This is a genomic window from Pseudomonas sp. ICMP 8385 (genome assembly GCF_002699915.1).
Classification (GTDB): Bacteria; Pseudomonadota; Gammaproteobacteria; order Pseudomonadales; family Pseudomonadaceae; genus Aquipseudomonas; species Aquipseudomonas gessardii.
This window is the reverse complement of record NZ_LKBY01000089.1, coordinates 26452-50775: the sequence shown is the minus strand read 5'-3', so window position 1 is coordinate 50775 and position 24324 is coordinate 26452. Positions and strand designations below refer to the sequence as shown.

Annotated in this window: 24 protein-coding genes, 4 tRNA genes and 1 riboswitch; of the genes, 9 read left to right on the top strand and 19 right to left on the bottom strand. The window is 58.8% G+C overall.

Going from position 1 to position 24324, the window contains the following annotated elements; translation table 11 throughout:
• Positions 1-34: 34 nt before the first annotated feature.
• The 7 genes from AO268_RS32680 to AO268_RS08820 all read right to left on the bottom strand — a co-directional run bounded on the left by AO268_RS32680 (position 35) and on the right by AO268_RS08820 (position 6372).
• Complete coding sequence (locus AO268_RS32680; RefSeq protein WP_169901616.1) at positions 35-1150, bottom strand: hypothetical protein; 1116 nt, start codon at positions 1148-1150, stop codon at positions 35-37.
• A gap of 169 nt (positions 1151-1319) precedes the next feature.
• Positions 1320-2621, bottom strand: a complete 1302-nt coding sequence (flgE, locus tag AO268_RS08845) for a flagellar hook protein FlgE (RefSeq protein ID WP_076962868.1) — start codon at positions 2619-2621, stop codon at positions 1320-1322.
• Positions 2622-2652: 31 nt separating this feature from the next.
• A complete protein-coding gene (flgD, locus tag AO268_RS08840) occupies positions 2653-3384 on the bottom strand; it encodes a flagellar hook assembly protein FlgD (protein ID WP_076962869.1) in 732 nt (243 codons plus the stop codon).
• 16 nt (positions 3385-3400) lie between these two features.
• Positions 3401-3844: a flagellar basal body rod protein FlgC gene (flgC, locus tag AO268_RS08835; protein ID WP_076962870.1), complete on the bottom strand. Its 444-nt coding sequence runs from the start codon at positions 3842-3844 to the stop codon at positions 3401-3403.
• A 3-nt stretch (positions 3845-3847) separates the two neighbouring features.
• Positions 3848-4255: a flagellar basal body rod protein FlgB gene (flgB, locus tag AO268_RS08830; RefSeq protein ID WP_099168456.1), complete on the bottom strand. Its 408-nt coding sequence runs from the start codon at positions 4253-4255 to the stop codon at positions 3848-3850.
• A 313-nt stretch (positions 4256-4568) separates the two neighbouring features.
• Positions 4569-5396, bottom strand: coding sequence for a protein-glutamate O-methyltransferase CheR (cheR, locus tag AO268_RS08825; protein WP_076962873.1), 828 nt, complete (start codon positions 5394-5396; stop codon positions 4569-4571).
• A 43-nt stretch (positions 5397-5439) separates the two neighbouring features.
• A complete protein-coding gene (locus AO268_RS08820) occupies positions 5440-6372 on the bottom strand; it encodes a chemotaxis protein CheV (RefSeq protein WP_099168455.1) in 933 nt (310 codons plus the stop codon).
• An 81-nt stretch (positions 6373-6453) separates the two neighbouring features.
• Between AO268_RS08820 and flgA the strand changes: the two genes are divergently transcribed.
• The 4 genes from flgA (at position 6454) to AO268_RS08800 (ending at position 9038) form a co-directional block, all read left to right on the top strand.
• Complete coding sequence (flgA, locus tag AO268_RS08815) at positions 6454-7218, top strand: flagellar basal body P-ring formation chaperone FlgA (protein WP_076962875.1); 765 nt, start codon at positions 6454-6456, stop codon at positions 7216-7218.
• A gap of 141 nt (positions 7219-7359) precedes the next feature.
• A complete protein-coding gene (flgM, locus tag AO268_RS08810; RefSeq protein ID WP_076962876.1) occupies positions 7360-7677 on the top strand; it encodes a flagellar biosynthesis anti-sigma factor FlgM in 318 nt (105 codons plus the stop codon).
• A 48-nt stretch (positions 7678-7725) separates the two neighbouring features.
• Positions 7726-8193 carry a flagella synthesis protein FlgN gene (locus tag AO268_RS08805; protein WP_076962877.1) on the top strand — a complete coding sequence of 156 codons (468 nt, stop codon included), beginning with the start codon at positions 7726-7728 and terminating at the stop codon, positions 8191-8193.
• A gap of 95 nt (positions 8194-8288) precedes the next feature.
• Positions 8289-9038, top strand: a complete 750-nt coding sequence (locus AO268_RS08800; RefSeq protein WP_076962878.1) for a flagellar brake protein — start codon at positions 8289-8291, stop codon at positions 9036-9038.
• A 60-nt stretch (positions 9039-9098) separates the two neighbouring features.
• Here the strand turns inward: AO268_RS08800 and AO268_RS08795 are convergent, their stop codons facing one another.
• Positions 9099-10478 carry an MFS transporter gene (locus AO268_RS08795; RefSeq protein ID WP_099168454.1) on the bottom strand — a complete coding sequence of 460 codons (1380 nt, stop codon included), beginning with the start codon at positions 10476-10478 and terminating at the stop codon, positions 9099-9101.
• A gap of 360 nt (positions 10479-10838) precedes the next feature.
• Positions 10839-10915: transfer RNA gene (locus tag AO268_RS08790), tRNA-Arg, on the bottom strand.
• Positions 10916-11245: 330 nt separating this feature from the next.
• On the opposite strand from AO268_RS08790, the gene AO268_RS08785 reads away from it, so the two are divergent.
• The 3 genes from AO268_RS08785 (at position 11246) to AO268_RS08770 (ending at position 12411) form a co-directional block, all read left to right on the top strand.
• Positions 11246-11470 carry a hypothetical protein gene (locus AO268_RS08785; RefSeq protein ID WP_076962880.1) on the top strand — a complete coding sequence of 75 codons (225 nt, stop codon included), beginning with the start codon at positions 11246-11248 and terminating at the stop codon, positions 11468-11470.
• Positions 11471-11481: 11 nt separating this feature from the next.
• Positions 11482-11661 carry a PA3371 family protein gene (locus tag AO268_RS08780; RefSeq protein ID WP_099168453.1) on the top strand — a complete coding sequence of 60 codons (180 nt, stop codon included), beginning with the start codon at positions 11482-11484 and terminating at the stop codon, positions 11659-11661.
• Positions 11662-12084: 423 nt separating this feature from the next.
• Complete coding sequence (locus AO268_RS08770; RefSeq protein ID WP_076962882.1) at positions 12085-12411, top strand: Arc family DNA-binding protein; 327 nt, start codon at positions 12085-12087, stop codon at positions 12409-12411.
• Positions 12412-12508: 97 nt separating this feature from the next.
• Here AO268_RS08770 and mgtE read toward each other — a convergent pair whose 3' ends face one another.
• From mgtE to ltaE, 8 genes are all read right to left on the bottom strand, one after another.
• Positions 12509-13951 carry a magnesium transporter gene (mgtE, locus tag AO268_RS08765; protein ID WP_076962883.1) on the bottom strand — a complete coding sequence of 481 codons (1443 nt, stop codon included), beginning with the start codon at positions 13949-13951 and terminating at the stop codon, positions 12509-12511.
• A gap of 380 nt (positions 13952-14331) precedes the next feature.
• Positions 14332-14408 (bottom strand) — tRNA-Arg (locus AO268_RS08760).
• Positions 14409-14480: 72 nt separating this feature from the next.
• Positions 14481-14557: transfer RNA gene (locus AO268_RS08755), tRNA-Arg, on the bottom strand.
• Positions 14558-14665: 108 nt separating this feature from the next.
• Positions 14666-14756, bottom strand: a tRNA-Ser gene (locus AO268_RS08750).
• A 62-nt stretch (positions 14757-14818) separates the two neighbouring features.
• Positions 14819-15007, bottom strand: coding sequence for a carbon storage regulator CsrA (gene csrA / locus AO268_RS08745; protein WP_003178872.1), 189 nt, complete (start codon positions 15005-15007; stop codon positions 14819-14821).
• Between the two features lie 183 nt (positions 15008-15190).
• Positions 15191-16432, bottom strand: a complete 1242-nt coding sequence (locus AO268_RS08740; protein WP_038442619.1) for an aspartate kinase — start codon at positions 16430-16432, stop codon at positions 15191-15193.
• A 97-nt stretch (positions 16433-16529) separates the two neighbouring features.
• Positions 16530-19148: an alanine--tRNA ligase gene (gene alaS, locus AO268_RS08735; protein WP_099168451.1), complete on the bottom strand. Its 2619-nt coding sequence runs from the start codon at positions 19146-19148 to the stop codon at positions 16530-16532.
• Between the two features lie 147 nt (positions 19149-19295).
• On the bottom strand, positions 19296-20300 hold the full coding sequence (ltaE, locus tag AO268_RS08730; RefSeq protein WP_076962885.1) for a low-specificity L-threonine aldolase: 1005 nt from the start codon (positions 20298-20300) through the stop codon (positions 19296-19298).
• 184 nt (positions 20301-20484) lie between these two features.
• Positions 20485-20654: riboswitch (FMN riboswitch) on the top strand.
• A gap of 113 nt (positions 20655-20767) precedes the next feature.
• Between ltaE and AO268_RS08725 the strand changes: the two genes are divergently transcribed.
• Both AO268_RS08725 and AO268_RS08720 read left to right on the top strand, forming a co-directional pair.
• Positions 20768-21277, top strand: a complete 510-nt coding sequence (locus tag AO268_RS08725; RefSeq protein WP_099168450.1) for a 6,7-dimethyl-8-ribityllumazine synthase — start codon at positions 20768-20770, stop codon at positions 21275-21277.
• Positions 21278-21425: 148 nt separating this feature from the next.
• A complete protein-coding gene (locus AO268_RS08720; RefSeq protein ID WP_141562801.1) occupies positions 21426-22991 on the top strand; it encodes a M91 family zinc metallopeptidase in 1566 nt (521 codons plus the stop codon).
• A 6-nt stretch (positions 22992-22997) separates the two neighbouring features.
• Here AO268_RS08720 and astE read toward each other — a convergent pair whose 3' ends face one another.
• The gene (gene astE, locus AO268_RS08715) at positions 22998-24002 is read right to left on the bottom strand and encodes a succinylglutamate desuccinylase (RefSeq protein WP_076962888.1); all 1005 of its coding nucleotides are present in this window, start codon (positions 24000-24002) and stop codon (positions 22998-23000) included.
• A gap of 12 nt (positions 24003-24014) precedes the next feature.
• Positions 24015-24305: a hypothetical protein gene (locus AO268_RS08710; protein ID WP_029294458.1), complete on the bottom strand. Its 291-nt coding sequence runs from the start codon at positions 24303-24305 to the stop codon at positions 24015-24017.
• Positions 24306-24324 lie beyond the last annotated feature (19 nt).

Below are 24324 nucleotides of genomic sequence, written 5' to 3'. Positions count from 1 at the left end.
AGAACACTTAGCGACCCAACTCTCTTTTTTTAACTTACGCATATTCCCGCTTGAAGCCCCAGGCAATCAAATTGGGATCAGTGCGCACGTTGCTGTATTTCGTACCCCATCGATCCTCACTACCATTAAATACAGCGACCGAATGTATATTGTTGTCCAGGCTGCCGACTCTGCCCCTGAGCAATTCCGAAGGACTGACCCTCTCCATAAGATTTCCATAGCCCATCCGCCTATAAGTCTCTATTGCCCACTCCCCATCATTGACGCTGTTAATAGCTTCGCCAAAACTCCTCCCCGAAATCCCATCGTTACGCTGATTCATTGCCTGAACATTGTTCACGGCCAACATCAGATTCATAAATCCGAGCAGTTTCGGATCCTGCCCTTTTAGCTGAGCCCCTGCTGCTGACTCACGGTACTGTGCCTGCGTTACCGGAACATGAGTACCGTCTTTAAGAGTCACATCATAATTGCCCGCCGAATCCCGCTGGATATCTTTAAACACACCAGCTGGCCCGAACTGCGCAATCATGGCCTTACATGCTGAGATAGCACCACAATTGCCTGTTTGCCCCTGATAGGCGCCAGAAAAGAGGTCTTTCGGCATTTCACCGGGTTTGTAGCTACCTGGCTCGAAATTGGTTTGATTGGTTCCCTCCGTAACCGGCAAGTTACCGACTCGCTCTCCGAGCCCCAACCCCCCGCCGGCGTCAATGCCGCCCCCTAGCCCCCCGCCCACATAGCGACCGCTGCCACCTACACCGCCGCCGCCGCCGCCGCCGCCACTGTTTCCTACACCACCTCCATCCCTGCTACCTATCTGCGATCCAGCATCAGTAGATACGTCATCTGCAAACAGTTCTGGAAAAAGCCTCTTCAAAAACTCAAGCCAACTGATAGGAGCATCTTTCTTTAGCTGCTCGATAATCTCCTTGAACTTGTCATCACCCAATCTCTCGCGCAAATCATTAAGCCTGTTACGCAACTCTTGGGCGGTCTGGTTCTTGGAAGTTTTCTGAGCATCTTCCAGCTCCTTGAGTAGCTTTAAAACAGTAGCCGTGTTGTCTTGGGCTTCTTCAGTACGCGGTATGCCCCTGCTACTTTCGAAATACACAGGATTTTTTTGGCCCGATATCGACACACCCCACATGGCCTTCCCCTTTTATCAAAACCTGTTGGTTTCAATGAGTGAGAAGAAGGTTGTCGGCAGTTCCAATAGAAATGTGTGATTGCATGAACAGGCAGATAGCGCGAAAAAAGGCGAAAAAAAACCCCTCGACCGAGGGGTTTTCTGTCGCCTGGGGATCAGACCAACAGCATCACGTCATCTGAATGATGGTCTGCATGATGGTGCTCTGGGTGGAGATGGTCTTGGCGTTCGCCTGGTAGTTGCTCTGGGCCTTGATCAGGTCCACCAGCTCATTGGTCAGGTTGACGTTGGAGTTCTCCAGGGAGTTGGCCACCAGCGAACCCAAGGTACCGGACTCGGGTGCGTCATAGCCCGGTTGGCCCGAAGCAAAGGTTTCTTTCCAGGCGGTGCCACCGGCAGGCTGCAGGCCTTGCTCATTGTTGAAGCTGGCCAGGGAAACCTGGCCGATGGCCTTGCTTTGCTGGTTGCTGAAGGTAGCAAACAGTACACCACTGCCGTCGATTTTCAGCCCGGTGATTTCGCCAGTAGCGTAGCCATCGGTGATCGGTGGGTTACGGTAGCTGGCCGAGTTGTACTGGGTGATATTGCCCATGTTGATCGCAATCTTGCCCCCGGCGGCGCCGTTGTCAGGGTTCCACACGCCGTTTTCCATCACGCCCGGTTTCCAGTCGATGGTCAGGGTGGTATTGGACACGTTGCTCGGCGGAGTGATGATCCCTTGCAGCGCGCCGGCGGTATCAAACGTCACGGTCGAGGCAACAGGTGGCGAGGCCGTGATCGAGCTGCCATCCGGGTTGTGCCCATCGACCAGGGTGTAGGACTTCCAGGTATTGGAGTCGGTTTTCACCATGTACTGCACCATCTCGTGGGCATTGCCCTGGGTGTCATACAAGGTGGTGCCATATTGTTCGGTAAACGTCGACGTATCGCCCGGGTTGAATGGCTTGGTCACCTGGTCGATCGGCAACTTGGAAGAGTTCAGGTTGCTGCTCGAATCAACCTTGGTCGACGCCTTGGGCGGCAGGTTGGACAGGTTGATACGCAGGTCGGTCAGGCCGCTCTTGCTGATCTTGCCGTCTTCATCGGCGGCATAGCCCTGCAGGCGCGAGGTGCCGGTGTTGTTGGTGATGTAGCCATCCTTGTCCGGCTTGAACGAGCCGCTACGGGTGTATTCCAACGAGCCGTCGCTGCCTTTTTGCACGAAGAAGCCACCACCCTGGATCGCCATATCCAGCAAACCGCCGCTGCTGGTGACTTCACCCTGGGTAAACTGCTGGGAGACCGCGGCCAGGTTCACACCTGTACCAATAGTCTTGTTGCCAGTGCCCAGGCGCGACGCCGCGTAGATGTCGGCGAACTCGGCACGGGACGACTTGAAGCCGGTGGTCGCGACGTTGGCGATGTTGTTGCCGGTCACGTCCAGTTGTTTGTTGGCCGCATAGAGGCCGCTAAGGCCGATATTAAAAGACATGTTTCTCTCCTCTTGCCGTATTTAGCCGGCTCTATGTACCGATAGTCTGAATTTGCGACAGCTTGATACTGCCCATGCCGCCAGAAAGATTGAGCAGCATTTCGCCGCCGGTCTGACTCAGGGTCACGCTGGTGACCGTGGCGGGCAGCGAGGTTTTCAACGCCACTGACTCACCGGCGTCATTCTTGGTACTGGCCGCGAAGGTGTAAGAGCCAGAATCCAGTGGCTCGCCCGCTTCGTTCTTGCCGTCCCAGATAAAGTCCGCCTTGCCGGCGCTTTGGGCGCCCAGTTCGATGGTCTTGACCAGCTTGCCGTCCTTGTCGGTGACCTTGACGGTGACGTTGCCCACCGACGACCCCACGGCGACCGAGCCGGTAAAGCTCTTGCTCGTATCGACCATGGCCTTGTTGGTTTCAATAATCACCGAACGCCCCACCAGCGACGAGGCTTGCAGCGCCTGCGACGACTTGTAGTTGCCGGTGATGGTGTTCACCGAGTCGTTCAGGGTGTTGATGCCTTCCAGGCTGCTGAACTGCGCCAGTTGCGCGACGAACGCGCCGTTGTCCTGGGGCGACAGCGGGTTCTGGTTCTTCAGCTGGGTAACCAGCAATTGCAGGAACGCATCCTTGCCCAGGGACTGGTTGCCCGAAGCCGCCTTGGCGGTATCGGCCAGGTTGCCCTGAGTGGACTTGGCATCCTTGACCTTGGAGTCGAACAGACTCTGGATTGTCGACTGACTCGACACATCGTTAGTGACGGACATGCTTTAGCGCCCCTTATCACTGACCGAGGGTCAGGACCTTCTGCATCATGGCTTTGGCGGTGTTCATCATTTCCGCGTTGGTCTGGAACGAGCGGCTGGCAGAAATCATGTCAGCCATTTCTTCGACCACGTTGACGTTGGGGTAGTACACGTACCCTTTTTCGTTCGCGGCAGGATGGTTGGGTTCGTAGCGCGCTTCGAGGTTGCTCTGGTCTTCGACCACCCCCAGCACCTGGACGCCCTGGCCGGCAGCATCCTGGTCCTGGAACAACGAATCGCCGCCACTGCCCTGGGCCCCCTGGAACATGGTGGCAAATACCGGGTGCCGCGCACGGTAGGTCTGGTCGATGCTCGACGACACGGTCTCGGCGTTGGCGATGTTACTGGCGACCGTGTTCAGACGCGTGGTCTGGGCGCTCATGCCACTACCGGCAATATTGAAAACACTGGATAGAGACATGGCTTACTCTCCGCGCAGGGCTGCCATCAGCCCTTTGAATTTGCTGTTGAGCAGGGTGAAGCTGGCCTGGAAGTTCACCGAGTTCTCGGCGTAGTTCGATTGCTCCAGCTGCGCGTCGACGGTGTTCTGGTCGATCGACGGCTGCATCGGCGTGCGATACATCAGCGACTCATCGCCACTGCCCAGGCCCTGCGCTTCGATATGACGGTTATTGGTCATGTTCAAGGCGAAGGAGCCGTTCTGGGTCTTGTCGCTCTGTGCGGCGAGCACGGCGGCAAAGTCCAGGTCCCGAGCCTTGTAGTTCGGGGTGTCGGCGTTGGCGATGTTGTTAGCCAGGACTTCGGCACGTCGGGCGCGAAAGCCCAGGGCCTGTTCGTGGATACCGAGCGCTTTATCGAAGCTGATGCTCATGGCGGAAACCTTTAGGGGCTGACCTGCTGTTCTGTAACAGGGTTATAGCAAGCGCCATGCCAGGTTTTTCAGGCCCAATAAATCAAGGGGTTAGGGAGATATTGCCGGTGGCAATGGCGCAAAAGCGGCAACGCTTTACCGCGAAGCGTCAGGAAAGCGGCAATGGGCAGTTGCCGCTATAGAAGGTTTGGCACAAAAAAGTGGGAACTGCGGCGGGCGCTGAGAGCGGGGTCGGCAAAAATAAGTGTGGGAGCTGGCTTTTTTGGGGGGGGGCCCCCCAAAAAAAGCCAGCTCCCACATTTTGAGCGAGTTGTTACTTGGCCTGGTAGATAATGCCGGGGCTGCACTGCACCATCTGGTAATGATCCGGCAAGCCGTTCAGCGCCTCGGACGCGCCGAGGAACAGATAGCCACCGCGCTTGAGCGTACCGTGAATGCGCAACAGGATGTCCTTCTTCACTTCAGCCGAGAAGTAGATCAAAACGTTGCGACAAAACACGATGTCAAACTTGCCCAGGCTGGCGTAGCTGTCCAGCAGGTTGAACGAACGGAACTCCACCCGGCTCTTGATCGGTGCCTTGACCCCCCAGCGCCCGGCGCCCTTGGGGTCGAAGTAACGCTGCAGGCGTTCCTGGGACAGGCCGCGGCCCAGGGCCAGGCTGTCGTACTCGCCGGTCTTGCAGTTGGTCAGCATGGTGCCGGACAAGTCAGTGGCAACAATCTGCACCCCTGCCTTCAGCTGGCCCATGTTGGTCCGCTCGAACTCATCGATGGACATCGACAGCGAATACGGTTCCTGCCCCGAAGAACAGGCCGCCGACCAGATGCGCAAGCGCTGGCCGGGGCTGGCCTTGATGGCCTCGGGCAATACCTTGCTCTTGAGCACCTCAAAGGGGTAGGTATCGCGAAACCATAAGGTTTCGTTGGTGGTCATGGCATCGACCACCATCTCCTTGAGCCCGCTGCGCGGTTGGCCCTGGATACGCTGCACCAACTCGCCCAGGGACTTGATACCCTGCTGCTCCATCAATTTGTTGAGGCGGCTTGATACCAGATACTGCTTGTTTTCACCGAGCAATATGCCACAGGCTTTTTCCAGGAATACCCGGAACTGTTCAAAATCCAAATTACCCGTAGACAATGCAACCGCCTCTTAACTCGTGTGACCGCCAGGGAGAAAGCCCCTAGCCGTGATCTGCAGACTTGATCCGGTCGACTACCCGGGATGCCAGGTCATCAGGACGGAATTTGGCCAGGAAGTCATCGGCACCGACCTTCTTGACCATCGCCTGATTGAATACACCGGACAATGAAGTATGCAGGACTATATGTAATTTTTGCATGCGTGGATCGCTGCGTATCTCGGCCGTAAGCGTGTAACCGTCCATTTCCGGCATCTCGATGTCGGAAATCATCATCAGGAATTCTTCTTCCGGCTTCTTGCCTTCGTCCACCAGCTTGCGCAGATAGTCCAGCGCCTGGCGGCCATCATTGAGCGCCACTACTTCGACGCCCACCGTCTGCAGGCAACGGGACACCTGCTTGCGCGCCACCGACGAGTCATCCACCGTCAGCACCCGCAGGGTCAGGGCTTTTTGCTGGGTCTGCTCATCGACCACACCCACCGAAATCTGTTCCGACGTCGGCGCTACTTCCGCGAGGATCTTCTCGACGTCGATGATTTCCACCAACTGGTTATCGACCCGGGTCACTGCCGTGAGGTAGTGATCGCGCCCGGTGCCCTTGGGTGGCGGATGGATCTCTTCCCAGTTCATGTTGACGATACGTTCCACCGAGCGCACCAGGAACCCCTGGGTCTTGGTGTTGTATTCGGTGATGATCACAAACGGGCTCTCGCGGTCCTGCAGGCCGGAAGTACCGGTGGCCATCGCCAGGTCAAGAATCGGAATCGTCGAGCCACGGATGTTGGCCACGCCACACACCACGGGGTTGGACTTGGGCATTATGGTGAGTTTGGGACATTGCAGCACCTCCCGTACCTTGAAGACGTTGATGCCATATAGCTGCTTGCCATCGAGTCGAAACAGCAACAACTCCAGGCGATTCTGCCCTACCAGCTGCGTGCGCTGGTTCACTGAATCCATTACACCTGCCATGCCCAGACTCCTACGCTACAAAACTTACGGGTACGACGCGCACCCAACACAAAACGGCACGAGCCTTGCTTTTTATTGGCTATGAACATCAAAACGACAGTTTTCCGACGCCTTGGCTCGCCCCAGTACCGCAGATCGCTCTGTGCCTGGATGGCGTTGCTTGCCTTGGGCGCAGGCCACCAGGCCCGTGCCGACAATGTCACCTTGCCTGATCTGCTTATCGGCGTCACTCAAGGCTTTCTTGAGTTCACTGTAGAAGATTATCTGGCAACCACACAGACACCGGGGCGTTATGAGATCCAAGTCAACCCATTGGACCCGCGTTTGCGCATGCCCATGTGCGACAAGGAATTGACAGGCTCACTGGAAAGCCCCGCCCAGCCCATTGGCCGCGTGACCGTGCGCGTACGCTGCGACGGCAGCTCGCCCTGGACCGTGTTCGTGCCGGCCCAGGTGCGATTGTTCCGCGAAGTGGTGACCGTTACCCGCCCACTCAAGCGCACCGGCATCATCGGTTTTGAAGACGTGGCCATGCGCGAACGCGACATCAGCCAGATCAGCCAGGGCTACCTCACCTCCGTGGACCAGGCCATTGGGCAGAAATTAACCCGACCAATGGTCAGCGACCAGGTGATTACCCTGGTTCACCTGGAACAGGCAGAAGTGGTGCGCAAGGGCGACCAGGTGGTGATCTCCGCCAGCAGTGGCGGCCTGAACGTGAAAATGCCGGGGGAGGCCCTGGCCAATGGCGGGATGAGCGAACAGATCCGCGTCAAGAACCTCAACTCCAAGCGGGTGATCAAGGCCCGTGTCACGGCCCCTGGCCAAGTGGAGGTGGCGTTATAGATTACTGGCGTGGGACGCTGGCTTTTCCTACACTGTGCGCACGATATTGCGAGGCATAGGTTTATTGTCGATCGCGCCTAAAGTTTGTCCGGGTATGGCCGAAAACATGGCAAGCGTCCAAATACCCAGAGGTTTTTTAACATGGTCATTGATTTCAGCCGATTGAATAACGCCCAGGCAACGCCCGGCAGCACGCGTACCAACGCGGCCAAGGACAGCGTTGAAGCCAAGGCACCGGCAGTGCCTGCCAAGGCAGAACAAACCGTTTCGACGCAAAGTGGCGAATCGGTCCATTTGAGCAACGAGGCTCAACAGTTGCAGAAGATCACTGACTCGCTGCGCGATCAGCCGATTGTCAATAAAGCCCGCGTGGCCGAGTTGAAACAGGCGATTGCCGATGGCAGCTATCAGATCGACAACGACCGTTTAGCCGGCAAAATCATCAAAGCCGAGCGCTAGGCACAGGCCTGCGCCGGGCTTTTGGACGCTTAAACCCCAAGGCCAGCCATGCACGACGAAAATCTGCTGCAACTGATCACTGAAGACCTGGCTCCCGCGCAACACCTGCTGGAGCTGCTTCAAGACGAATTCGTGGCCCTGTGCGGTCGCGACATGCGCCTGCTGGAAGACATCCTGGCACGCAAGCAATCGCTGATCATCCTGCTTGAACAACACGGCCAGAAACGCAGCCAGATCCTGCTCAGCCTGGGCCTGCCCGCTGACCACAGCGGCCTGGAACAGTTGGCCAGCCATTCGTCGGTCGGCGACCAGTTGCTGGCCCAGAGCAAAGCACTCAATGAGTTGTTGATCAACTGCCAGCAAGCCAATGTGCTCAATGGCCAGTCGATCCAACTGCAGCAAGCTACCACCGCCAACCAGTTGCGCATCCTGCATGGCGGCGAACCTCCAGCACTGTATAACGCCCAGGGCTCCACCTCGCGACTGGTCAAGCCCAGCACCCTCAGCCAAGCCTGACGCCGGTTTATCGGGCGCCCTATCAAGGCGCGCCACATACTGGCAAAATGCCGGTTCTTGCGTGTAGTCGTATTTTGTCTGGAGATGGAAGAACCGTGTTCAACACCCTTAGCGCGGTAGATGCTCCGCAGCCACCCAAGGTCCTCACCACCCCTCTGGAAATTGCCAGCACCCTGCGGCTGCTGCAAGAGAGCCACGACCCGCTGATCATCACCTTTCACGAACGCAACCAGCGCTTCCAGAGCTACCTGGTGGAGGTCGACAAGGACAGCAAGACCCTGAGCCTGGACGAGATGATCCCGCCCGACGGTGAACGCTACCTGGAAAATGGCGAAGCCTTTCGCATCGAAGGCTTTCACGAAGGCGTGCGCGTGGCCTGGGACAGTAATGGCAGCCTGACAATCGGCACACAGGACGGCCACCGTATCTACAAAGGCAGCCTGCCTGAAGAAGTGGTCTACCATCAGCGCCGCAATGCCTTTCGCGCAGCCTTGAAACTGGCGCAACTGGTAAATATCGAATTGGGCGGCGAGAAACTCAAGACGCCTATCAGCGGTCAGTTGCTGGATATCTCCGCCACCGGCTGCAAGCTGCGCTTTGACGGGGACATCTCCGAGCGCCTGCAACTGGGCCAGGTCTACGACCGTTTTATCGCCGCCCTGCCCTTTGGCAGCATGACCACTGCGGTGGAGTTGCGTTACCTGCACGTTGAAGAAAGGATCAACACCACCTTTGCCGGTGTGCGCTTCCACAATATGAGCGGCCTGGTGCAGCGCCAGGTCGAGCGCTTTGTCTACCAACTGCAGCGCGAGGCGCGACGGTTCGATAAAGACGACGACCTGTAAACACCGAACCACAGGCACAAAAAAACGGGCAGCTCCTTTGGGAACTGCCCGTTTTTTGTTTCAGGGACGGGCCCGACTCAAGTCATGCGGGTGCTCATCCGGGTCGGGATGCTCCGCCGGGTCAGGCTCAGGTTGCAGCTCTACCTCCGGTTCTGCCTCGGGCCCTGGCTCTGGCGCAGCGGTTTGCATCTGGTCCTGGACCACCTGCTCATCCACACGCGGATCGAGGGCTGCCACCAAGGGCGAGCTGGACATGCTGTCTGGCATCGCTACGTGCTGCAGCGGCGCATCGTCCACCTGATGCAGGTTGGTCACCGCCTTAGGGCGAATGCGCCAGACCAGGATCAAGGCGCACAAGCTGAAGAACGCATAGAGCATCTGGTTGCCAAACAGCTTCATGACCACCCCCGCCAGCAACGGCCCGATACTCGCGCCCACCCCGTAGGTCACCAGCAGCATCGCGGTGAGCGATACCCGGCGATCACCTTCGACATGGTCGTTGGAAAACGCCACGGCCAGCGGGTAGAGGCAGAACTGCACCAGCGAGCACAGGAAGCCGGCGACAAACAGCACTTCCAGCGGCACCTGGGTCATGATCGCCAGCGGCAATGCCGCCACCGCCAGGCACAGGGCGAAGCAGCGAATCAACAGGGCCCGGTCATAGCGATCCGACAGCCAGCCCAGCGGCCATTGCACCAACAGGCCGGCAAAAATACAGCTACCCATGAACAGGCCGACCTGCTCGGTGCTCAACCCCTGCTGGGCCGCATACAGCGGCGCCAGGCCGTAGAAGGAGCCAACGATCAGGCCGGCCCCCAAGACCGTACTCAAGGACTGTGGCACACGTTTGATAAAAAAACGCGGTTCCATCGGCGCCGGGTGCAAGGGCGCCGGGTGAATACGCCGGGTCATGGCCACCGGCACCAGGCACAGGGCAAAACACAGCGCCACCAGCATCAGCAGCTCAAGCCCCAATTGGGGGTGCATGACCAGAATCAACTGGCCCAGCACCAGGCCCAGGTAGGAGGCGATCATATAACCACTGAACACCACGCCGCGCTGCTTGGCATCCGCCTGCTCGTTGAGCCAGCTCTCGATGACCATGTACTGGCACATCATGCCGAGGCCGACGATGATCCGCAGCACGATCCAGGCCGGCAGCCAATCCACCAGGCCATGGCCCAGCACCGCCGCACCAACAATCCCGGCACAGGTGGCATAGGCCCGGATATGCCCGACCCGGGCAATCAGGCGATGCCCGATCTTGCCCCCCAGCACCAGGCCAAAATAGTTGGCCGCCATCAACGCGCCGACCCACAGGCTGTCGACGTTATCCGCTGCCAGGCGCAAGGCCAGGTAAGTACTGAGCAGGCCGGAGCCGATCAGCATCATCAAGGAGGCGAAATAAAGGGCTCGAAAAGATTTCCAGATCTGGCGCATCGGCGGTCCGAGCGGCTCCTTGCAGTGGGTTTCAGGCTATTGACACAATAGACCGAGGGCGAAGCATCGTTAAACCCAGGCACCTGACGACACAGGCGCCCAGAAGCATTTGGATCCGGTAACGTTCAAGCATGCAGCCTTCGATGAACTCGACCGCCAACAGTTCCTTCGCCGTTGCGTTACCTGTCAGACGCACTCAGACACAAGGCGCGGTACAAGGTTGTGACAATATATCTCGCCAGCCGGGCTGAAGGCACTGGCCAAACGGCCAAGAAAGCAGCCACCCATAAAAAAACCCCGCCAGCGCAGGCTGAGCGGGGTTTTTCAGCGTCTCGGCCGGGTGGGCGGCGAGACTGCAAATGGTGTCCCAGGGCCGGTTCGAACGGCCAACCTTCCCCTTAGGAGGGGGATGCTCTATCCAATTGAGCTACTGGGACTAATGACAGGCGCACGGCCAGATGGCGTTGCGACAGACGGCGTGCATGTTAACGGCCAAGGTGAGTTTTGTCATGTCGTCCGTCAGCTTTTTAGGCGTAAGCCTTCATCCCGCCCCGCCAGCGATAAACCTGGGCCCACGGGCCCACCCACGCCATCGTGCAAAATGCATTGATGCGAAATGCCATCATTGCATATTGCAACGAGCCATACGTTTGAGATCAATCTATATCATTGATTTACAATGATATTTTTCAAATTAACCGCTGGCACGATGACTGCACTCTTTATGCTTATAAAACGGTCCTGCACGTGAACACGGGGAAACACCCATGAACAGCACACTTCTGATCCTGAACGCCCTGGCCTTGGCCGTACTGGTGATGTTCCACTTCCAGGCCAGCAGCGACAGCGATACGGCACAGATCAGCCACACGGGTAGCCACCAGACCCAGCAACGACCTCAACTGGCCGTGATGACAGCCAATGGCCAATCGTCGGCTCACCTGACACAGGGCACGCAGGCCAGCAGCTCTTCTGAACACTGGATCTTCTAAGCGAGCCCACCATGACCAAGCCAGCCTGGCTATTTCTCGTCCTGGCCGTGTCCACGTGCATCCTGGGGCTCAATCCTCCATCGGCGCACTGGCAGACCCTTTGCCTCAGCGCCTGCGCCGTGTTCGCCGTCGCATTGGTGATCGCCGTGGTCGTCGGGCGTCGCTTCAAGTTCGACCCCGTCCTGCGCTGAACGCCTCTGCGACGAGAGATTGACACCCTGCCAATCCCCTCCGCATGCCACCCGACCTTATATCGCCTCGGCTCGCAAATCGGCCATTTGCCACTAGTCTTAAAATTAAGGGCAAAAGGCCACATTGCTATAGGATGTGCGCCCGAAAACCCTCTTGCATCGAGAGCCTGCGGGCTGATCCTCCGTCAGATCGGCCGGCAGAAAAGTTTTCCAACCAGTCCGCAAATTTGAAAATGAGTACTGGCATAAAGCCTTTATGCAGTTCAATATTTGTCACAGAATTGACGCCAAGGAACTGGCAAATTTGAGGCATGATGCGGCCTCTTTGCAATTCAGGTTGAACATTTGTCCGCAAGCCTTGTCCTAACACACATCTTGCGGCCAATTCCAAAAACCGCTCCCCTGAACTAACCGGTTAAATATATGCGCCCATTGAAACAGGCAATTTATTCCAGCCGTACGGCTGACAAGTTCGTCGTACGTCTGCCAGACGGAATGCGGGAACGCATTGCCGAGGTGGCTCGCAATCATCACCGCAGCATGAACTCTGAAATCATCGCGCGCATGGAGCAAAGCCTTATTCAGGAAGGCGCGCTGGGTGACGAACTGAACATGCGCATGGACAGCCCGGAGCTGTCACTGCACGAGCGTGAGCTGCTACAGCGGTTTCGCCAACTGTCCCACCGTCAGCAAAACGCGCTGGTGTCGCTGATTGCCCACGACGTTGAGGCAGCCGCAGAAGCCGAATAATCGGCAACTGAACGCTGAAAGCCAGCCTTGCGCTGGCTTTTTTTGCATGGGATTTTTACTTTGGATGCAGGAGCCGGCTTGCCGGCTCCTATTGGGTTCAAAGCAGGAAGATCGTCGCCAGGCCCAGGAAGATGAAGAAGCCACCACTGTCAGTCATGGCCGTGATCATCACACTGGCACCCATCGCAGGATCGCGCCCAAGGCGCGCCAGGGTCATGGGGATCAATACCCCCATCAGTGCCGCCAACAGCAGGTTGAGGGTCATGGCCGCGGTCATGACCACGCCCAGGGACCAGCTGTCATACAGCAGGTAGGCCACCACACCGATAACCCCACCCCACACCAGGCCATTGATCAAGCCCACCGCCAGCTCCTTGCGCATCAGGCGCGAGGTGTTCCCGGTGCTCACCTGATCCAGGGCCATCGCCCGCACAATCATGGTGATGGTCTGGTTACCCGAGTTGCCACCAATACCGGCCACGATCGGCATCAGCGCCGCCAGCGCCACCAGTTTCTCGATAGAGCCTTCAAACAGGCCAATGACCCGCGAGGCAATAAATGCCGTGATCAGGTTGACCGCCAGCCACGCCCAACGGTTGCTCAGGGATCGCCAGACTGACGCAAAAATATCTTCCTCTTCACGCAGACCCGCCATGTTGAGGACTTCGTTTTCGCTTTCTTCACGGATCAGGTCGACCATCTCGTCGATAGTCAAACGGCCGATCAGCTTACCGTTCTTGTCGACCACCGGGGCCGAGATCAAGTCATAACGCTCGAATGCCTGGGCGGCATCGTAGGCATCTTCATCAGGATGAAAGCTTACCGGGTCGCTGGCCATGACCTCGGCAACCTGTTTATCCGGGTCATTGACCAGCAGGCGCTTGATCGGCAGCACGCCCTTGAGGATACCTTCGTAGTCGACCACAAACAGCTTGTCGGTGTGCCCCGGCAGCTCCTTGAGGCGCCGCAGGTAACGTAGGACCACTTCCAGGCTGACATCCTCGCGGATGGTGACCATCTCGAAGTCCATCAATGCGCCGACTTGCTCCTCGTCATAGGACAACGCGGAGCGCACGCGCTCACGCTGCTGGCCGTCGAGGGTCTCCATCAGCTCATGCACAACATCACGGGGCAGTTCGGGGGCCAGGTCGGCCAGTTCGTCAGCGTCCATCTCCTTGGCTGCCGCCAGGAGCTCGTGATCGTCCATGTCGGCGATCAGGGTTTCCCGCACCGAATCGGATACTTCAAGGAGGATGTCGCCATCGCGATCAGCCTTGACCAGCTGCCAGAGCGTCAGACGGTCGTCCAGCGGCAGGGCTTCAAGGATGTAGGCAACGTCGGCAGAGTGCAGGTCATCGAGCTTGCGCTGCAATTCGACGAGGTTCTGCCGGTGGACCAGGTTCTCGACCCGGTCTTGATGAGGGCCTTCCTGGCGATGGGTCAGATCTTCGACCACACGCTGGCGCTGCAGCAGCTCGACGACTTGAGCCAGGCGATCCTGCAGGCTTTCTTGTGTTTTCTTTACTTCAACTTCGGTCATAGGCGAACTCCACTCCCAGCAGCGGGGCACGCCGGAAGGATCAATCAGTCAATTCATGATTGGTAAAACGGGGTACTGAGTAACTACTGGGTAAGTCCATGGAGGTATTCCACAAGCCCCGGCGGGGCTGACGGGCGCAATGATACACCGTGCGCCCGCTTTAAACGTTAAAAAACTGGAAAGAACAAGCGCTTGCGCAACAAAGCTGAGTGTTGCCCACACTTATGAAACTGCGACGACAGCCGCAGAAAAGAAAACACATGGGCGAGAGAAAAACCTCCCTGTCCGAGACTATTCCTACACGGCCACGCTCAACCGGCAGCCGGGAAATAAAACCCCAGACGGCAAAAAGCCCGCACTTGGCGGGCTTTTTGTTTGTATGGTGCACTCGACAGGATTCGAACCTGTGACCGCTCGGTTCGTAGCCGAGTACTCTATCCAGCTGAGCTACGAGTGCAGATTGTGGTTTTATACCAGATCACGACTGGTTGGAGCCAAGTTACCTGCATTGCTGCAACTAACTCTTAAATGGTGCACTCGACAGGATTCGAACCTGTGACCGCTCGGTTCGTAGCCGAGTACTCTATCCAGCTGAGCTACGAGTGCATTTGTTGCCGCGCATTATAGGCCGTTCAATCTCTATGTAAAGCTATTTTTTCGTTTAATTTCAACAACTTAGCGAAAAAACCAGATTGCAACGTACTAAGCAAATAATGGCGGAGAACGGGGGATTCGAACCCCCGACACCCTTTTGAGGTGTACTCCCTTAGCAGGGGAGCGCCTTCGGCCACTCGGCCAGCTCTCCGCAACACGGGGCGTATATTAACCAGCTTCATCCCCGTTTGCAAACATAAAAAACGATAAAAATTAATGGCTTGGTTCGTCGTCCTTCTCTTTCTTGATCCGCAGGTAGATTTCCTCACGGTGGACAGCCACCTCTTTGGGGGCATTGACCCCAATCCGCACTTGATTGCCTTTGACGCCGAGCACGGTCACGGTGATTTCGCCATCACCAATAATCAGGCTTTCTGCGCATCGACGAGTCAGAATCAGCATACCTTTCTCCTCACGCATTTCATTTCGGGAACAACAGTCTGCAAAAAAAGGCCTTGGACCCATGACCCTGCGGCCATGGCCCGGCATGCCTAAGTATTGTCGAGCCCGGGCAAAAGAACAGGCCTGCGCCCTCACCCGACAAAAAAGAAAGGCGCGGATCAACCGCGCCTTCCTGGCAACGCGTTACTCGCCCTGTCGGGCCGGCGCGTCCAGTTCAAAAGCGGTGTGCAGTGCACGCACAGCCAGCTCCAGGTACTTCTCTTCGATCACCACCGACACCTTGATCTCCGACGTGGAGATCATCTGGATATTGATGGTTTCCTTGGCCAGGGACTCGAACATACGGCTGGCAACACCCGCATGGGAGCGCATGCCCACACCGACGATCGACACCTTGGCGATCTTGGTGTCGCCAACCACTTCACGGGCCCCGATTTCCTGGGCCGTGTTCTGCAGGATCCGCTCGGCCGCATCGTACTCGTTGCGGTGCACCGTGAAGGTGAAGTCGGTGGTGTTATCGTGCGCAACGTTCTGCACGATCATGTCGACTTCAATGTTCGCGGCACTGATCGGCCCGAGGATCTTGAAGGCCACGCCCGGGGTGTCTGGCACGCCACGGATGGTCAGCTTGGCTTCATCGCGATTGAAGGCGATGCCGGAAATGATCGGCTGTTCCATGGATTCCTCTTCATCAATAGTAATGAGGGTGCCCGGACCCTCCTTGAAGCTGTGCAATACGCGCAGCGGTACGTTGTACTTGCCGGCGAACTCCACCGCACGGATCTGCAACACCTTGGACCCGAGGCTGGCCATTTCCAGCATCTCTTCAAAGGTGATCTTGTCCAGGCGCTGGGCCACGGACACTACCCGCGGGTCGGTGGTGTAGACGCCGTCCACATCGGTGTAGATCTGGCATTCGTCAGCCTTCAGGGCTGCCGCCAGCGCCACACCGGTAGTGTCGGAACCGCCACGGCCCAGGGTCGTGATATTGCCGTGCTCGTCGACGCCCTGGAAACCGGCGACCACCACCACGCGACCGGCCTTCAGGTCACCCCGGATCTTCTGGTCGTCGATCTGCAGGATACGCGCCTTGGTATGCGCGCTGTCCGTCAGGATCCGCACCTGGGTGCCCGTGTAGGACACCGCAGGCACGCCACGCTTGTTCAGCGCCATGGCCAACAGGGCAATGGTCACCTGCTCACCGGTGGACACGATCACATCCAGCTCACGCGCCAGCGGCGCCTGATCACCGCTGATTTGCTTGGCCAGGTCGATCAGGCGATTGGTCTCGCCGCTCATGGCCGACAGCACCACCACCAGGTCATCGCCGGCATCGCGGAATTTCTTAACCTTGTCGGCGACCTGCTCGATTCTTTCGACAGAGCCGACCGAGGTGCCTCCAAATTTCTGTACGATCAAAGCCATTTCTAAGCCGCCTCAGCCCGTAAAGGGGCGCCCAATAAACAAATCGTCCAGCACCTAAACACGCCCATGACTAGACCATGGGCCCGTTAACAGCGCCTTAAATACCGGCTTCGACAAACGGCACGGTCAGGGCCAGGGCCGCGTCCAGGGCACCGGCGTCTACACCACCGCCTTGCGCCATGTCTGGACGACCACCGCCCTTCCCGCCCACTGCCGCAGCGGCTTGTTTCATCAAATCACCAGCCTTGAGTTGGCCAGTCAGGTCCTTGGTTACACCGGCAACCAGTACGACCTTTTCCTCATGGACACTGCCGAGCAGGATCACTGCGCGGCCGAGCTTGTTCTTCAACTGATCGACCAAGGCCAACAACGCCTTGCCGTCCTGACCGTCCAGGCGTGCGGCCAGAACCTTCACGCCCTTGATATCCAGGGCCGAGGCCGACAAGTCGTCGCCCGCTGCGCTGGCCGCCTTGGCCTGCAACTGTTCCAGCTGTTTTTCCAGCTGGCGGTTGCGTTCCAGGACAGCAGAGAGCTTGTCGATCAGGTTGTCACGGCTGCCCTTGACCAGGGTCGCCGCTTCCTTGAGTTGTTCTTCGGCTGCATTGAGGTAGGCCAGGGCCGCAGCGCCGGTCACCGCCTCGATACGCCGGACGCCGGACGCCACACCGCCTTCGCTGATGATTTTCAGCAGGCCGATGTCGCCGGTGCGCTGGGCATGGATACCACCGCACAGCTCCACGGAGAAACTGCCGCCCATGCTCAGCACGCGCACGTTGTCACCGTATTTCTCGCCGAACAGCGCCATGGCGCCTTTGGCCTTGGCGGTCTCGATATCGGTTTCTTCGGTTTCCACCGGGGTGTTCTTGCGCACCTCGGCGTTGACGATATCTTCCAGGGCCTTGATCTGCTCCGGCTTGATCGCTTCAAAGTGGCTGAAGTCGAAGCGCAGGCGCTGGCTGTCGACCAACGAGCCCTTCTGCTGCACATGCTCGCCCAATACCTGGCGCAGCGCCGCGTGCAGCAAGTGGGTGGCCGAGTGGTTCAGCGAGGTGGCGTGGCGCACGTCGGCGTCCACCTGGGTTTGCACGGGCGCGCCCACCACCAGGCTGCCCGAGGCCAGCACACCGTGGTGCAGGAATGCGCCGCCAGTCTTGGTGGTGTCACGCACATCAAAACGACCGGACGCGGCCTTGAGCACACCGCAGTCGCCAATCTGGCCACCGGATTCGGCGTAGAACGGCGTCTGATCGAGGATCACCACACCGTCATCGCCTTCATTCAAGACGTCGACCGACTGCCCGTCCTTATACAGGGCAATCACCTTGGCCGAGCCGCTGGTGGCGGTGTAACCGGTGAATTCGGTGGCCACGTCAACCTTGACCAGGCTGTTGTAGTCCATGCCAAAGGCGCTGGCCGAACGGGCGCGCACGCGCTGGGCCTCCATCTCGCGCTCGAAACCGGCCTCGTCGAGGGTCAGGTTGCGCTCGCGGGCGATATCGCCGGTCAGGTCCATCGGGAAGCCGTAGGTGTCGTAGAGCTTGAACACCACATCGCCCGGCACCACGTCGCCTTTCAACTCGGCGAGGTCTTGCTCGAGGATTTTCAGGCCCTGCTCCAGGGTCTTGGCGAACTGCTCTTCTTCAGCCTTGAGCACGCGCTCGATGTGCGCCTGGTTCTGTGTCAGCTCCGGGAACGCCTGGCCCATCTCGGCCACCAGGGCCGCGACGATCTGGTAGAAGAAGCTGCCACTGGCGCCCAGCTTGTTACCGTGGCGGCAGGCGCGACGAATGATGCGACGCAGCACGTAGCCACGGCCTTCGTTGGACGGCAGCACGCCATCGGCAATCAGGAAGCCGCAGGAACGGATGTGGTCAGCCACCACTTTGAGCGAGGCCTGGTCTTCGTTGGCGCAGCCGATAGCCTTGGCCGCCGCCGCCAGCAGGCTTTGGAACAGGTCGATTTCGTAGTTGGAGTGCACGTGCTGCATCACCGCACTGATCCGCTCCAGGCCCATGCCGGTGTCCACCGACGGCGCTGGCAACGGATGCAACACGCCATCGGCGGTGCGGTTGAACTGCATGAATACGTTGTTCCAGATCTCGATGTAGCGGTCGCCGTCTTCCTCTGGCGAGCCCGGTGGGCCACCCCAGATATCGGCGCCGTGGTCGTAGAAGATCTCGGTGCACGGGCCGCACGGGCCGGTATCGCCCATGGTCCAGAAATTGTCGGAGGCGTACGGGGCGCCCTTGTTGTCGCCGATACGCACCATGCGCTCGGCCGGCACGCCGACGTCCTTGGTCCAGATGTCGTAGGCCTCGTCATCGCTGGCGTAGACCGTCACCCAGAGCTTTTCCTTCGGCAGTTTCAGCACGCCGGTGAGGAAGGTCCAGGCGAAGTTGATCGCGTCTTGCTTGAAATAATCGCCAAAGCTGAAGTTGCCGAGCATTTCGAAAAAGGTGTGGTGACGGGCGGTGTAGCCGACGTTTTCCAGGTCGTTGTGCTTACCACCGGCGCGCACGCACTTCTGGCTGCTGACAGCACGGGTGTAGGCGCGTTTTTCCTGGCCCAGGAAGCAGTCCTTGAACTGGTTCATCCCCGCGTTGGTGAACAGCAGGGTTGGGTCATTGCCTGGGATCAAAGAGCTGGAGGAGACACGGGTGTGACCTTGCTCTTCGAAGAAGCGAAGGAAGGCTTCACGGATTTCTGCGCTTTTCATTAGGTTCTTCCACGGAGGCTGCGGCCAAAGGCCAGTGCGCAACATCAATCAGACGGAGCGACGGCAAAGGGCCGCATTATATCGGCCCTTTGCCCGTGGTACAGCGTGTTTATACGATAGAAACAGTCAATTAGACGGTCTGCACTGTCATTTCCGGGAAAACTCGACAAATGTCGCCAACACGTGTTCGATTTGTGCCCGGCTGACGTCCAGGTGCGTGACCATGCGCAGGCGCGGCGCGGCACTCAACTTGATCCCGCGCGCCTGGGCAAAGGCCTTCAGGGCCTGGGCCTGCTCGCCGATCTGCACGTAGACCATATTGGTCTGTACCGGCTCCACGCTGTAGCCGGCCCGGCGCAGTTCATCGCCCAGCCATTGGGCATTGGCGTGGTCGTCGGCCAGGCGCGCCACCTGGTGGTCCAGGGCATACAACCCCGCCGCCGCCAGCGAACCGGCCTGGCGCATGCCGCCGCCGACCATCTTGCGCAAACGGCGGGCCCTGGCGATCAACGCACTGGCGCCACACAGCACCGAGCCCACCGGCGCGCCAAGGCCCTTGGACAGGCATACCGAGACCGAATCGAAATGCCCGGCAATCTCCCGGGCCTCCACGCCCAGCTTGACGGCCGCGTTGTACAGGCGCGCGCCGTCCAGGTGCAGGGCCAGGCCATGCTCGCGGGTAAATGCGCGGGCAGCGGCCAGGTAGCTCATGGGCAATACTTTGCCCTGCATGGTGTTTTCCAACGCCAACAACCGGGTGCGGGCAAAGTGGAAGTCGTCCGGCTTGATCGCCTCGGCAACCTGGGCCAGGTCCAGCGACCCGTCCGCCTGCACTTCCAGGGGTTGCGGCTGGATAGAGCCCAGCACCGCCGCGCCGCCACCTTCGTATTTGTAGGTGTGGGCCTGCTGGCCGACGATGTATTCCTCGCCCCGCTCACAGTGGGCCATCAGCGCCAGCAGGTTGCTCATGGTGCCGGTGGGCACAAACAGCGCGGCGGCAAACCCCAGGCGCTGGGCCAGTTCGGCTTCCAGCAGGTTGACGCTGGGGTCTTCACCGTAGACATCATCGCCGCTCGGCGCACTGGCCATGGCATCGCGCATGCCTGGCGTGGGTTGGGTCACGGTGTCACTACGAAGATCAATCACGGACATCAAGCGGGCCTCTGCGAGTGGGGAATTCCCTGTTGTAACCGATTACTGCGGACATCACCGGCAAATATCAAGCCGACACCTGCAAGGGCTGCCAGCAAATCTGTCGATAGTCGATATTAACAAGCACCCTATGCAGTTTTTTGAAATGTATGGTAAAAACTCTGCGTCGCCAGGGTTCTGGCGGCAACGTTCTCAGGGCGGGGTGCAATTCCCCACCGGCGGTAATTGCGCGCAATGCGCATAGCCCGCGAGCGCTTGGCGCCTCGAACTGCTCACGCAGGACGGCGCCAAGGTCAGCAGACCCGGTGTGATCCCGGGGCCGACGGTCATAGTCCGGATGAAGAGAGAACGGGATTGACACCTAAGGGCCGTACGCTGATTGCATACCTGCATGACATAGTCGCTCGCACCCTTAAATCCCATTCGATTCATAACGCCCTGTTTTTTTCATAAACAGGAGTCAGAACATGCAACCCACCGCAATCGACAGCAAGAGCAAACACCACCACGGTGAGCGCGTCGCGTTTATCCAGGCTTGCTGGCACAAAGATATTGTTGATCAAAGCCGTAAAGGCTTCCTCACCGAAATGCTCGCCCAGGGCTACCAAGAATCGGACATCGATTTCTTTGAAGTCGGCGGCGCCTTTGAAATGCCCCTGCACGCCAAGCTGCTGGCCAAGACCGGCCGTTACGCCGGCATTGTTGCCGCCGCCCTGGTGGTGGACGGCGGGATTTACCGCCATGAGTTTGTCGCCCAGTCGGTGGTCAGCGGCCTGATGCAGGTGCAGCTGGAAACCGAAGTGCCGGTGTTCTCGGTGTCTCTCACGCCTCATCATTTCCACGCGGGCAGCGAGCACCACGCCTTCTTCTCCGAGCACTTTGTGCACAAGGGCAAGGAAGCTGCGCAGACCTGCGCCAACACGCTGCACAAGATCCGCGCCATCCAGCGCAGCGAGCAGCACAAGCTGGCCGTCTGATCACGCCAGCAGCCGCTGAACAAAAGCCGCCCCTGACCGGGCGGCTTTTTTTTGCCAGCGATAATTACCTCTCTCCCCTACCCGATCTGCGGTCAAGTAAACCCGGCGTCGCGAGCCCGCGACCCTTACTTAATAGGGAGACTCGTAATTGATCACTTCAGACATGCCGGCCGATCGGGAAATGCACGAAATGCAACGACGCGGCGTCTATTTCATCTTCGGCGACTTGCGAGGAGCAGAGCATTCGCTGCACATCAACAATGAAGTCCAGGGTGGCCGGGGCAACTTCACGACCTATCCGGTTCGTGCAACCGATCACGTTACGATCGAAATCCGCAAATCACCCCACGCCCACCAATTGGTGTTCATCACACAGAATCGGCATGACAACCTCGTACTCAGGCGCAAGGACGCTCATGAAATGGACCGGCTACAGTTTGTCGTCCCCAACTCCGACATCGACCTGGGCAGCCAGCCCACAGGCCTGGGCGTGCCGTTTTTTCCAGGCATCACGCTGATGCTGGAAATCAACGACGAGCACTACTGCATTATCCCCGCGTATAACCAGGCCCTGGTCTTCATCACCCAGGGCGGCAATGACAGGCTCCACATCGCAGACAACATCGACACGCCCATCATCGTCAATACCGGCGAGGGTGACGACAGCATCATCAGCGCCGCCTCGATCGCCTCGTTCTACACCGGGGCAGGAAATGACACCGTGATCATCCACGGCGGTTCAAACTACATTGATACCGGTGAAGGGGATGATGACGTGACAGCCAGCAAGGAGGCCCGCATCACCGTCTACGCCGGCCCAGGCGACGACGATGTGATGGGCGGCGGTTTTTCGTTTATTGATGGTGGCCAGGGCAATGACGACATCACCGGTGGCCCGGGCCATAACATCCTCAGTGGCGGCCCTGGCAGCGACCATATCAAGGCCGGACCTTCCAGCAATGTCATCTTTACGGGCCAGGGAACACGAGACCTGGTGACAGCACTCAAGCCGCACGACATCACCTATCACACCACGCACAGCACGCTCGCCATCAATTGCCCGACAACCGCAGAAGCCTTCGCCTCGATGCCGAACGGTCAACCGACCTCCCGCTCCACCCTGATAGAGCCCAAAGACATCAGTGAAAGCGGGATCACCGTCAAGGGTAGCGTGTCATTTATCGAACGCATCCACGATGACCTGCGGCTACTGCTCAATTCGCCCACAGGGCAAAAACTGCTCACTGTGCTGCATCAGGCCGCCCTCAAGTCGGGCACCCCTATCACCATCAATGAGCTCACCCTCTCCAAGCAAAACAACTTTGTCGCCAGCGACGCCCCAAGCCCCAACGCGTACCTCGTAAACGGCCAGCGCGCAAGCGGGTCCTATGGCGGTAACATCTGGATCAACACCAGCAATAGCCTGCCCGATCTACCGGATCAGCCCGGCATCATCATCCTCTTCCATGAACTCTGCCACGCGTACAACTACGTCACCGGCAGCGTGGTGCCCGGGGGCATCCAAGACCCGCAAGACGGCTCATTAACTGCCAGGCAAGAACGACAAGCTATTGGTCTGCCAGCCTCCGAATACCGCTTCGACTTTGATGACGACCCCAGCACACCGCCCACCGATACCAACCCCGAGGCCTTCACCGAAAATGGTCTGCGCAAGGAGTTGGGGCTGCCACTGCGCGAGCGCTATGACAACTGACAGGGCCTAGGCCAGCCCCTGGTCATCCGTCGGCACAATCAGGATCCCCGCCCGAAGCCCATTCTTGACCTTCGGGTTGGGAAAAATGATGCGCGCGCCCTCCTCCTCGATCACCCAGCGGGTCTTGGCAATGTCCTCGGCCAGCAGGTAGCCCTTCTCCAGTTCCGAAAAATTCTCCACATCCGCCGGCAAATGCAGGGTGAAGGCATCGCTGTGCTTGATGACTTCCCGGGCCACGCTGAACAACTTCAGGCCGTCCAGGCCCTCGGTGGCCGGCTCGTTGCCTTCGATGATCTGCTTGAGGCGGGTTTCCAGGCGCGAGACGTCCACCCCCTGGTTCTGCCCGAATGGCCGGGCCTTGCCCAGCTCCAGGGTGAATGACTCGGCCTCCAGCTGTTCGTAGGTAAAGGCGGTGAAGGTGATGGACGTCTTGTTCTGCAACAGCACCGCAGCCATACCGGCCGCCCGCAGGCGGGCCAGTTCGGCACGTGAATGCTGGCGCCCTTCTTTCCACGGGTACAGGGCGAACTGTTCGATCTTCGAGCCCCGGATGGCCGTGTGCAGGTCGTAGTGCAGGCGCGAACGGTCGGGCACGCTGAAGAAGGTACGGGCCAACTGTTCAAGCTCGCCAGCGCGTATGGCTTCGGGGCCGATGCTTTGTTCGTGACGGCCATTGAATAGCCGGTTGACGTCCTGTTCCAGGTAACGCTCGCCGCGACGCATGGCCTCGGGGTTGCCGAACAGGAACAGAATACGGGTGCGGGGCTTGATCTCCCCGCGGGCAATGCCGTGCAGCAAGCGGTCGAGCAACTCGATCGGTGCCGTTTCATTGCCATGGATGCCACTGGACAACAGCACATCGGCGCCATTGTCGCGAGCCTGGGGCGGCCGGACTTCCAGCGCCCCTTCGCTCAGCCAGCGCATTTGCACGCCGTCGACAGTCAGTTGAATTTTTTGCGCCGGTTCACGACCGGCGAGGGTCAGTTCAAGCAGTTTGCCGAGGGCGAGCATAGAGCAGCTTCCTTAGTGGTTGCAGCCTGGGCCGTGGACGTGGTCGTCGTCATCACCTTCAACGTCGGCCGGTTCCATTTCCAGCTGCAGGCTCATCAGGTTGGTGGCCAGGGGGCGCATCAGCAGGTTGGCGTATTCGGCATCACCTTCTTCCACGTCCACGCCGATCAGCAGTTGGCCACGGCCGTCGTGCTGGATCCAGATTTCCTTGCCCTGCCACACCACGGCGAGGCGGGTGCAGGAGGTTTCCAGCTGGGTGCCGTCGGTGTCTTCAAGAATCAGCTTCAGGGTATCGGTGGTCATAAATAGGTCTCAGCCGTGG